Source organism: Exiguobacterium sp. AB2 (assembly GCF_000696055.1).
GTDB classification, from domain to species: domain Bacteria; phylum Bacillota; class Bacilli; order Exiguobacteriales; family Exiguobacteriaceae; genus Exiguobacterium; species Exiguobacterium alkaliphilum.
The window spans coordinates 1-11606 of the sequence record NZ_JNAA01000052.1 but is presented as its reverse complement, the minus strand read 5'-3'; the positions used below and the strand labels follow the sequence as shown (position 1 = coordinate 11606).

General features: G+C 55.3%; 7 protein-coding genes. 2 read left to right on the top strand and 5 right to left on the bottom strand.

The features are described 5' to 3' along the window. Positions 1 to 98: 98 nt before the first annotated feature. From DI14_RS07690 to addB, 5 genes are all read right to left on the bottom strand, one after another. Positions 99 to 479, bottom strand: a complete 381-nt coding sequence (locus DI14_RS07690) for a YisL family protein (RefSeq protein WP_034807197.1) — start codon at positions 477 to 479, stop codon at positions 99 to 101. A 116-nt stretch (positions 480 to 595) separates the two neighbouring features. Then, positions 596 to 3154 (bottom strand): sensor histidine kinase, encoded by a 2559-nt coding sequence (locus DI14_RS07685; protein ID WP_034807195.1) that lies wholly within the window; start codon positions 3152 to 3154, stop codon positions 596 to 598. After that, a complete protein-coding gene (locus tag DI14_RS07680) occupies positions 3151 to 3513 on the bottom strand; it encodes a response regulator (protein ID WP_021066686.1) in 363 nt (120 codons plus the stop codon). The genes DI14_RS07685 and DI14_RS07680 overlap by 4 nt, the downstream gene beginning before the upstream one ends. A gap of 113 nt (positions 3514 to 3626) precedes the next feature. Further along, entirely contained in the window at positions 3627 to 7229 is a 3603-nt protein-coding gene (gene addA / locus DI14_RS07675) for a helicase-exonuclease AddAB subunit AddA (protein ID WP_034807193.1), read from the bottom strand. Then, a complete protein-coding gene (gene addB / locus DI14_RS07670) occupies positions 7213 to 10653 on the bottom strand; it encodes a helicase-exonuclease AddAB subunit AddB (protein ID WP_034807191.1) in 3441 nt (1146 codons plus the stop codon). The genes addA and addB overlap by 17 nt, the downstream gene beginning before the upstream one ends. Positions 10654 to 10811: 158 nt before the next feature. Here addB and DI14_RS07665 point away from each other — a divergent pair, with 158 nt between their 5' ends. Continuing rightward, entirely contained in the window at positions 10812 to 11192 is a 381-nt protein-coding gene (locus DI14_RS07665; protein WP_051622642.1) for a truncated hemoglobin, read from the top strand. A 54-nt stretch (positions 11193 to 11246) separates the two neighbouring features. Continuing rightward, positions 11247 to 11603 (top strand): hypothetical protein, encoded by a 357-nt coding sequence (locus tag DI14_RS07660; RefSeq protein WP_034807187.1) that lies wholly within the window; start codon positions 11247 to 11249, stop codon positions 11601 to 11603. The last annotated feature ends 3 nt before the right edge of the window (positions 11604 to 11606 follow it).

Here is an 11606-nt window from a genome sequence, read left to right as displayed (position 1 = left end):
TTCACCTCATCATCGTTATCACTGATTTTTGTATTTTCCCCTAATAATTTGAGGACAAACAAAAAAATCCCACTTCAATGTGTGAAGTGGGATCCGGCTCAAATGAAGTTGCTGAAAAACGATTGGCCGTACGGAAGCGCGTAACCGATGAAGATTGTCACGAGCGACAAGACAGCGAAACCGCCAAGCATGGCGCTGGCCGGCTTTTGTTTCTTCATGCGGATGAGCGCCATCTCGCCGAAGATGAGCGTCAAGAGTCCGACCGTGATTTTCACGTGGTAGAACATCCCGCCGCTGTTCAATTGTAAGTACAAATAAAGTCCCGTCCCGAACGCGACGAGAAGCATGAGGCGAAACGCCATATGCGCGATTTTGCCGCTCTTGTTCCCGTTCTTGTAGCCGACGTACGCGACGGCAAACAAGACGAGGAGTAAAATCCAGCTTGTCACGTGCGTATGCAGGAATGCAGTCAATGGCATTCATTTATCCCCCTTTTCATCATATACAATCCTTATTGTACACGAATAAACCTGTGACCGGTCAAGCGAAAGCAAAAAAAGAGAGGGACACCCGGCTTCGGGCACCCCTCTTTCCTTTATACGGTCGTCGGTGTCTCTTCGCGAACAGCATGCTCATAGCTCGGGATGACGACGGTGAACGTCGACCCTTGATGCTGCACGGACTCGACATGGATTTGACCGGCATGGCCTCGGACGATTTCCTGACAAATCGGGAGTCCAAGACCCGTACCGCCAATCTCACGGCTGTCCGAGTTGTCGACGCGATAGAACTTGTCGAAGAGGCGGTCGAGCGCTTCGCTCGGGATTCCGATCCCTTCGTCCTTCACTTTAATCGACACGGACTGGTCGTGGTGGGCCAATTCGACCGTGATTTTACCGCCGTGCGGTGAATATTTCACTGCATTCGACAGCAAATTGCTCATCAGCTGCTTAAACTTCTGACAGTCGGCATACAGCTCATACGGACGGTCGTCGGATGTGATGAGCTCGAACTGGTGCTTCAACGATGAGGCCTCATAGAACGTCATCATGTCGCGGATGACCGGCTCGACGTCGAGTTGTTCGCGGTCATACATTTGACTGCCCGCTTCCATCCGCTGCACGTCGAGGAAGTCGTTGACGAGATGCGTCAGGCGCTCCGTCTCGGCATGAATCGTCTCCAAATACTTCGCCTGTTTCTCGTTTGGCAGCTGTTTCTTGACCATGAGCTCGGTGAACCCATAAATCGAAGAGAGCGGCGTGCGCAACTCGTGCGAGATCGTCGAGATGAACTCGCTCTTCAACCGTTCGGCCTCCGTCTCGCTCGTGATGTCACGGAAGACGAGGAGCGTCCCTTTCGAGATGCCGCCGACGATGATCCGTTCGGCGTACATCTGTAGGTTCATCTCGCCTTTACGGATCGAGAAGCTGACGCTGTCATGCGGGAAGTCGTCAGTGAAAAGTCGTTCCGTATATTTCAGGAAATCGTCTTCTTGGTCGACCGTCGTCGAAATCGTCTCGCGCCACTCGTTCCAAGACAGCTCGGCGAGTTCGTTCGATGTGATTTCGTCGAGTTCCGGGAACATTTCATAGAGCGGACGGTTGACGAAGACGTCGTCGGTCGCGTGCTCGACGTAAATGACGGCTTCGCGAATCGAATCGAGAATCCGCTCGGTCTTCCCTTTCTCACGGGTCATCTCTTCGAAGAGACGCATCCGGAGAAGCGAGAGCGACAGCTGACGCGCGAACGACATGATGTCGCCCATCTGCGTCTGGGTGAAACGGTCCTTATAGCGGACGAGATAGATGAACGCGATAATCGTATCGTCGGTCGGGTCGTGGACCGGGACCGCCGTCTCGTACATATAGTACGGATACGGGAGCGGATGGTCACTTGCGACTTGTTTCGACGAATGGACCGTCGTCCGGAGCGTCATCGCCCGGGTGAGGACCGAGTTCTCACTTTCAAGCAGCTGACGCGTGAGCGTCTCGTTTAGGCCGTGGCTCGTCACTGAATACGAGCCGGCCTCGTCGACGAAGACGAGTGCCCCGACTTCCGAGTCCGTGATGGCGACGAGTTTCTCGATAATCTCTGGATACGCCGTCAACGAGTCGCGGGCTGCGAGCGTCTCCGTCAACTCGTTCCGGTACGCCAAATGTTGCTCGTTCTGTTGCGTCTGCTCGAGAATCTCTTCGAGTTCTTGTTGCTGCGCTTGCAACTCTTCTTGCTGAGCAATCAGTTCTTCTTGTTGCGCCTGAAGCTCGTGATTCTTCTCAATCAAGTGACGTTCATTGTCACGAAGCGTCTCGGCCATCTTGTTGAACGAGCGAGACATCGTCCCGATTTCGTCTTCGCGGACCATCTGATCGCTCAAATCGACGATTTCCCCTTTGAGCAGACGATCAGATGCGACCGCGAGCCTTGAAATTAAACGCGTTTGGCGACGCAAGAACGGTTGGACGAACAAAAGGATCAGAATGGCGAACGACACGATGCTTGCAATCCATAAGAACTGCAAAATGTTATTGTTTTGCCGCCATTCGGTATATACTTTCTCTTTTTCGCTGCCCATGAGCCCTCTGTAGTCCGTGAGCGACGTCTCGATTTGTTGAATCGGACCGAGCGTGTCGATGCCGCGCTCCGGACTGAACTGGACGACACCTTGCTCAATCAAGCGCTGGGCCGTCGGGAGCGACGCGACCGTCTCCGGGTCGATGAACGTCTCGATGACCTCACCTTCGCTCCGCGACTCCCCGTATTCGAGCGTGACCGGTAAAATCACATCAAAATAAAAGTCATGGAAATTTTGCAGGTCGTCCGCAAAAATCTCGCCTTGCCGCGTCTGGACGACGCTCTTGAACCAATTGATTTCTTGTTGGAACTCATTTTCTTTCGAGCGGGCTCGCTCGAGCGCCGCCGTATCGCCGAACAACAAATAGCCGCGCGAATCGTACTGCGCCCCTTGCCACTCGTCCCAAAGCGTGTTCAATCGGCTGATGCGCTCGTCGACCTCACGAAGGCGCGCCTCGTTCGCTTCGAGACGATTCTCGACGTACCAGTAGGCGATGCCAGACCCAATTAAAGCAACCGCTAAAAATGTATAGAGGACGACCATGATGTCACGGCCGAGCTTTTGCTTAAACCATCTGTTCAATTCACGATGCCTCCTATAATTTTGACGAGTTCGAGCGGACTGAACGGTTTCGAGATGAAGTAGTCGACACCAATCTCGTTCGCGCAATCACGGTCAGATTGTTGACTCTTCGCCGTCAACATCATCACTTTCGTATGTTGACGTCCCGGTAATTTTCGGACCTTCTCGATGACTTCTAGGCCGGTCATGCCGGGCATCATATGGTCAACGATAACGAGATCGTATTCATTCTGTTCAATCAAACGGTATGCTTCGAGGCCGTCTGGTGCCTCATCGATGTCGTAGCCTTCATCTTCTAACGTATCTAAAACGAGCATGCGTAATACTTCTTCATCTTCTGCGAGTAGGATTTTTACCATGACGATTCCTCCATTTTCATTCCATTTCATTATTTTACCGGATTTATTTCATAATCACAAAACAAAAGGTGCACGGTTTATAACCGTACACCTGAAAACAATTCCCGTCTATATTATATTGAAACAACGTCTTGTAAATCGAGCGAGTAAATGACCGTCTGCCCGACCGTAATTCCCCAAATCGATTCGATGGCCTCGCGATAAAGCGAGAGTTGAACCGTATAGCGTTCGCGCAACATCTGTCTCGCCGCCTCATCCGAGTCCGTCAAGTAGAGCACCGAGTCGGATTTATAGTCGAGAAGCACATACGTCTCGCCGTCAAAGAAGAGGCAGTCGATAATCCCTTGGATGAGCACCCGTTCGTCCGTGAACGCACCGTCTGGGTTGACGCGCTCGGCCGGCACGGCATACGTGAACGGCAACTCGCGCCACGCCTGATTTCTCGCTAACGCCTCGGTCAACGCCCGGCCAATCGGGGCGTCAAAAAACGTCTCGATATCTGCCATGGCGAGCCGGGCCGTCTTCGCTTCGACCGGGTTGAGCATCTGATGATTCTCGAGCCGGTCGATTTGGGGCGCAATCGGTTGTCTTGGGTCGAGCAGTTGGAACAACAAGTGAAGCGTCGTCCCACGCTCGGCACCGGTCTGGTCCGTCTGTTTCCACTTCGGTTCCCGATACGGCGTGTCCGTCGCCCGGAACGTCTCTTCAAACGCCGCCGTTTCCAGTTGCATCGCCCGTTTCAGTTCGGTGACGGTCTGTTTGGCGGCCGTCTCCGTCGCGGCCTGGGCCGGATACGTGTAAGCGAACGCCCTTCGGACCGCCTCCGTCACTTCTTGCTCACGTTTGACGGGGAAGTCGATCGCTTCGAACTGTTTGACGTGATGGAGCTGCGCCATCATCTCTTGGAGCGCGGCCACTTCGGCCAAATCGTCTTCGGCGATGATACGGTACGTCCAGCGCGTCGCCTCTGGCATCCCGCGAAAGACCGGGAGGCCGTTCCGTTCGAGGAACGGGGCGGCGCCCTCGAGTTTGAGAAGTGCCGGCGCGACCCAATCCAAATACGTCTTGGCGTCACGTCTTGCCTCGGCCGATAACGCCTCGCCATGACTCTCGACGTGTAGCCAATCATGCACTTGCTTCATCGGGTCGGCGACGGTGCCGACTAAAATCAGTTTTTCTTTCGCCCGGGTCAACGCGACGTACAAGACGCGCATCTCTTCGGCTTTCATCGTCTTGTCGAGGTCTCGGCGAATCATCTCTTTGACGAACGTCTCGGTGCGTGTCCGCGTGATGACGTCGATCGCATCCAAGGAGATGCCGTACCGTTTATGGAAGATGACCCGTTGCATTTGATCACGCTTGTTGAACTGCTTGCCGAGCTGGGCGACGATTGTCACCGGGAATTCAAGCCCTTTCGATTTATGGACCGTCATGATGCGGACGACGTTCTCTTCTTCCCCGAGCGACCTGGCTTCCGACAAGTCCTCCCCGTTATCCTGCAATCGATCCATCACACGTAAGAACCGATACAGCCCCCGATACCCGCTCCGTTCGTAGGAGAGCGCTCGGTCATAGAGCGCCTTCAAATTCTCTTGGCGACCTTTCCCGCCCGGCAGACCGCCGGCAAAATCATAAAACCCGGTATCGTTGAACACTTGTTGAATCAGTTCAGACAGGCTGTGGTTGCGGGCGAACGTACGCCACATCGAGAGTCGGTCAAGCACCTCACCGCACTTCAAGCCGAGCTCATCCTCGTCGTCCGCCTTCATTTTCAAAGCGTCATAGAACGACTCCTCCGACTCGAGGCGAATCTTGGCGAGCTCTTCGTCCGTGAAACCGAACATCGGAGAACGGAGTGCCCCAGCGAGAGGGATGTCTTGGAGCGGGTTGTCAATCAGTTTCAAGACAGACAACATCATCCGAATCTCCGTCGCCTGGAAGTAGCCGCCGTCCGAGTCGGTGTACGCCGGGATATTGTATTGGGTCAAGATATCCATCAACTGTTCGACTCGTTCTTTCTTCGATCGGACGAGAATGACGATATCCCGATATTCACATGAGCGGAGTAACCCGGTCTCTTCATCGGTCACTTTAAACGGTTCGTCGCCTGAGACGAGCTCTAAAATGCGTGTCGCGATCGCTCGCCCTTCAAGTTCTTGCTTCGACAACTCGTGGCTCTGTCCGTTGACGAGCACGAGCTCCGGACTCGCCTCGAGCGGCTCGTAGTCGCGGCCTGGCACGAGACGGGCCGCCTTGTCGTATGCGATTTCTCCAACTTCCTCGTCCATCAACTGAATGAACAAATCATTGATGCCGTGGAGCACTTCGGCCCGGCTGCGGAAATTTTGTGACAAGTCGATGCGCTGGCCCGCCTCCGTTCGTTTGAATCGCGTCGCCTTGTCGATGAAGAGGCCTGGCTCGGCGTGACGGAAGCGATAAATCGACTGCTTGATATCGCCGACCATGAACAGGTTGCCGACTTGTTCGTCTTCTTGACTGACCAGACCGATAATCGTCTCCTGAATCTCGTTCGTATCTTGGTACTCATCGATGAGCACCTCGACGAACCGTTGTTTATAGAGCGAAGCGACCGAGGACGGCGCGTCCCCTTCTCGCAAGATGGCGAGGGCGTAATGTTCAAGGTCACTGAAGTCGACGAACGCCCGGTCGCGCTTCGCCTGCTCGTAAGCGACGGCGAACGTCCGGACCGTCCCGACGAGCGTCTCGACGAGCGGACGTTGCGCCGCGAGGGCCTCGAGATGGTCGGCCCCGCTCACGCTCGCCTCCGTGAGCGCATCCGTCAATTTTTTCTTCGCCTGATCGTACGCGGGTTTTAACACGTTATGATAGATGTCATGCTCGTCTACCCGTTTGACCGACTTCATCGTGCCAAACTTGACGGCCCGTGCCGCCGTCTCGAGCTCGCTCCATTTCAACGTCTCCGCCTCGATTCGTTCGAACGGGGCAATCGCGGCGAGCACGTTCTCGGCTTGGGCCTCGTAACCGGCAAGACGAAGCTCGATGCCGACACGTCGGAGCTGCCGAAGCGCCCGTTCGATATCGGTGAACAACACACGGCCGAACTCGATTAAGAGCGGCTCTTCGTCCGGGTCGCTGTCCATCTGATAGAGCGAAACGAGTTCATCCAAGTACGCCTCCGGGTCCGGGAGCGTCCGGGCATAGTGATACAATCCGAGGATGAGCTCTTCAAGCTCATTGTCGCCCCGGTCTGACGTATAGGCGTCGACAAGGGCGAAGAAGCCGCTGTCTTGTTTCCCGTATTCTTCTTCAAGGACGTCTTCGAGGACGTCGTCTTGAAGGAGCACCAAATCTCGTTCCTCGGCGATTTTAAACGCCGGGTCGAGGTCGAGCAAATAATAGTTCTCCCGAATCACTTCTAAACAAAACGAGTGAATCGTCGTGATGAGCGCCCGGTTGAGCATTTGACGTTGACGCCGGACGTAGTCGTTATCCGGGTCATCACGAAGTGCCCCGTCGAGCGCTTTGGCGATTCGCCGTTTCATCTCTGCCGCTGCCGCGTTCGTGAACGTGACGACGAGCATCCGGTCGGCCGTCAAGTCGTCGTTTTCATCGAGCAGTCGGCTCGCGAGCCGTTCGACGAGGACGGCCGTCTTCCCGGAACCGGCCGCTGCCGAGACGAGCACGTGCGAGTTCCTCGCGTCGATGGCGGCTTGTTGGTCATTCGTCCACTTCATCGGCGTCACCTCCTAATCTTGATAGCACATCGTCTTTCTCTAGCTTCTTCAACTGTCGCGGCTCATTGGCGAGCGCCTCGTCAAAATGACAGACGCTCTGATACGGGCACGTCTGGCACGGACGGCGCTCCTTGTACTCGTACGGCTCGACACCGATTGTGCCGTCATACATCGCCTCGGCGCTCGCCTCGGCTATATCAATGGCGTGGTCCATCAACTGTTCGAGTTGCGACGGCGTGACGACTTTCTTCACCGTGTTCGCATCAATCGTCCCGTCTTTCTTATATTTGACCGGGATGACGATCGATTTTTTCGCTTCCGCCTTCGCCGTCCGGTCCATCATGTCGAGCACTTCCGGGTCGTCGACGAGCAGCCCTTGCATCTGATACGACTCGAGCACTTTACGCGCCGTGTCAGCCTCCGTCCCGCCCGGTGTGACGAGCGGCCGGTGGACGTGGAAATAGAGCGCCGCTGCTGGTGCGACGTTCTCTTTCGTCCAGGCATCGGCCTGCTCAATCAACACTTTCAAATAGATGAGCATCTGCATGGCGAGACCGTAATAAATCTCAGCGAAATCGATATCGCGCTTGCTCGACTTGTAGTCAACGATCCGGACGTAGAGCTGGTCATGGACCTGTGCCGTGTCGACCCGGTCGATGCGGCCGACGAGTTCACACGTCGCCCCGTTGCTGAGCGTGAACGAGACGGGCGGGAAGTTGCCGCTGCCGAATGCGAGCTCGAACGCTACGGGGTCGAACCCGTCTCGTTTCGACTGTTCAATCAACACTTCGGCCGTCTTCGTGACGACGTCCGTCAATTTCTTCTTCAAATATCCATAGCGGTTCGAGCTCATTAAAATCGCATGCTGAATCTCCGGGGTGACGAGTTCGACGGCAGACTCGGCGAGTGTCACGCACTCGGCTTGATCGACGTCGCGCCACTCCTTCCCGTCCATCTTCACGGTTTGAGACATGTGTTCGATCGTTCGATGGTACAAGTTCCCGATATCCGGTGCCTCGAGCCGATACAAGCGGCGCTCCCTGAGGCGAAGCCCGTAACTCGCGAAGTGGCGGAACGGGCACGCCTGGAACGTCTCGAGTCGGGACACGCTCGCCCGAATCGAGTTCGTGTAAAGTGACTTGGCCACGTCTTTTGAGAGCGGCTCCGGTACGTTCTGATAAAACAAGGCGCTCGTCAACAGACGGATGCGCGCGCGTCCTTCCGGATGCTTGAGTAGCTCGTTATAGACAGCGAACCATGTGTCTTGAATCGGATAGTGTCGGCTGAGGCGTTGCAACTCGAGTGCGGTCACGGCCGCCGTCTGGTTGACGTTCGTGATGAAGCGAAGTTGATCGGCCGGACGATGCTCACCGGCCTCGGCGAAGTGTGTCTTGACGACGGCGCCATTCAACAGGCGCGTCTTGATGTCGGCGACGAACCCAGCCGGCTGAATCGCCTTCCCGCTCCGGTCGACGAGCGCATAGCTGACGTACAACCGATGACTCGGTGCCGTCAGCGCTTTATAGACGTAATACGTCTCATCGTCAAACAGATGCTCGGTCGCTTTTCCGGCCCGTACGCCATGCTCATGCATGAAGTCGAGGTCGTGGTCGGTCAACAGTTTCGACTGCGTCGCGACGAGCGGGATTTGGTCCTCGTTCGCTCCGAGTAAAAAGATGACTTTCTTATCGATGAGACGCCCCCGGACATAATCCGTCACCGTCAATTGATCGAGCGACGGAGGCACGAGGGCATAACGCAGACTATCGAGTCCGGTGTCCATCATCTGCAAGAACAGTTCCGTCGAGAGCGTCTCTTCCGGCGCGGCCGCCTCGAGCTGTTCAAGTAAGTGCAACACCGCGTCCCAAACTTGCGTATGCTCGCGGGCCTCGAGCAATCGGGCGTCCTCGAGCGCCTCGTCGCGCCAATACGATAGACAAGCGGCGACATCGATTCGCTCCAGGAAGTGATAGATGGCATGCGTGTATGCCTGCATCGTCTTGGCCGCCTTCAAGTCAGCCAAGAGCGGGTCGAACGTGTCGACGACGGTCTGGCGATAACGGTTGAGCGCGGTCTCGAGATCGAGTTCTTCCCCGGTAAGCTTCGCTTCGTCCTCAGCCCGGCGCTTCAATTGCCACTCGTCGTGCCAATGGTAATGCTTGATGCCGCGTTCGATGACGAACGCCTCGAGTCGATCGACCGACGTGCGGCGATGTTCGGCGTCGAGTAAGACGAGCTCCGTCTTGAGCGCGCGGAACACCGGCTCTTCCCGATACCCGCGGAGGGCAATGTCGACGGTCGCCTTCAACAGTTCGACCACGGGATGGTCGAGCATCGGTTGCCGCTCATCGAGAAAGAACGGCAATGCCGCTTTCTGCAGGGCCTGTGATGCCAAGTCCCCATACGCTTCAAGCGAACGCGAGACGAAGGCGATATCTCGATAGCGGTACCCGTCTTCGCGGACGAGCCGCATCACTTCACGGACAGCCGCCTCCACCTCGACCGTCCGATCGACGGCGGCCTCGAGCGAGACGTGGTTCGTTTCGCGCGTATAAGGTGCCGCGGTCATTTGGCCGAACGTCGCCTCGAGATAGGCGAGACTCGGATGCGTGAACCGCTTCGCGCCATCGTGCGGCACGTCTGTCGAGCTGATTCGTGACTCGGACAGTCGTTCTTTGAACCGCATGAGCGTCCGCTGCGTCGGACCGAAGAGCGGATTCGGCCGATAAAGCGTGTCCGGATCAATCGTCAATAAGACCGACAGCGGGGCTTTCTCGGCAATCGCGACGAGGACGGCGAGCTCTTGCTCGGAGAACTCGTTGAACCCGTCGACGTAAAACTGCGTGCCCGTCAAGTCAACCTCTGGTAACAGCTCGAGCATGACGTTGAAATAGTCTTCCGCATGGAGCGCCTTACCGGCCGTCATCGCCATGAACCCTTCATATAGAATCGATAAGTCTTGTAACTTTAACGCCCGATGCGGATCTTGCTCGCTCAAGCGGAGCAATTGTTCCGGATCGACGAGCCCACGCTTCAACATCGTGATGAGCGTGTTCAACTCCTCATAAAACCCGTATTGGTTCATCGTCCGTCGGAACAGTGTCAGCCGCTCCTCGTTCATCTCGACGACGCGACGCAACAACAGGTGCGTCCCCGTCTGATCCAAAAACTGTTCGGTCGAGATGCCGTGGTCACGCATGAGCAAGAACGCAAGGCGGCGCATCGATAACACTTGCACTCGGGTCGAACCCGTCAAGCCGTCCGTCATCGCCATCTTCCGTTCCATCTCAAATGACATTTGGTCCGGTACCAATAAATAGATGGTCGGTCCGCTCGGGTCGCGTTTGAGTTCCTTGATGATGTGACGCATCATCGATTCGCTCTTTCCGCTCCCGGAACGTCCGACATGAAAAGTGACCGTCATTTAGGCGAACACCCCTTCCCTTTTTTCTTTATTATGACGTATCGCTCCCGGTTTGTAGAGCGAAACCTCCGTTTCACCTAAGCAAAAAAAGACTAACCCTTTCCTTTACCCATGCTCCATGAAAATCGATTAGACTAAAGGTATGAGGGGGATGGATGATGAGTGCATATGAACAATTTGGAGGCGAACGCGGCGTCAAACAACTCGTCGAGGCATTTTATGACCTCGTCTACGCCGATCCGGTCTTACTGCCGCTGTTTCCGGATGACAAAGAGCGGGTAAAACAACATCAGTTTGAGTTTCTGACTCAACTACTCGGCGGGCCGAAACTGTATACGGAACGACGTGGCGGTGGAAACTTGGCGATGATTCATCGGGACCACCCGATTTCGGAGACACACGCCGGGCATTGGCTCGGTTGCATGGAACAGGCGCTCAAGACGGTCGAGGCGCCCGAACCGGTCAAACGACAGCTGTTCCATCGCTTGATTATGTCGTCGTCTAACGTCGTTCGCGTCTGCTCCCACCATTTTGAGTAGTCAGCTTTTCAAAAAGCGGGTATGATAGGAAAGTAAGCAAAGGAGGTCGTTGTCATGACAGAAGAAGAGAAAAAAGAAGCCGTTTCCTCTGAGGAAGAAACGGAAGAAGTCGAGCCTACGGCTGTCCTCGCCGATGCGCTCGATGAGGATGACGAAGAAGAGGATCAGCCTGAAGAAAAGAACATGGACCACATTAAAGGCGTGTTCAACTATATGCATGAGAACGGACGGGAATATCGTGTCGTCTTTTATAACGACCGAAAAAACCTCGTCTTCCGTGAACTCGGGAACGGAAAAGTCGAATTCGTGGGACGCTTCACGGATGAGTCGTATGACCAAGAGAACGAGGACAAAATGCGTGAACTCGGTGAAACCGAATTGAACCGAATTCTCGCCGACCGTCTCAAATAAAAA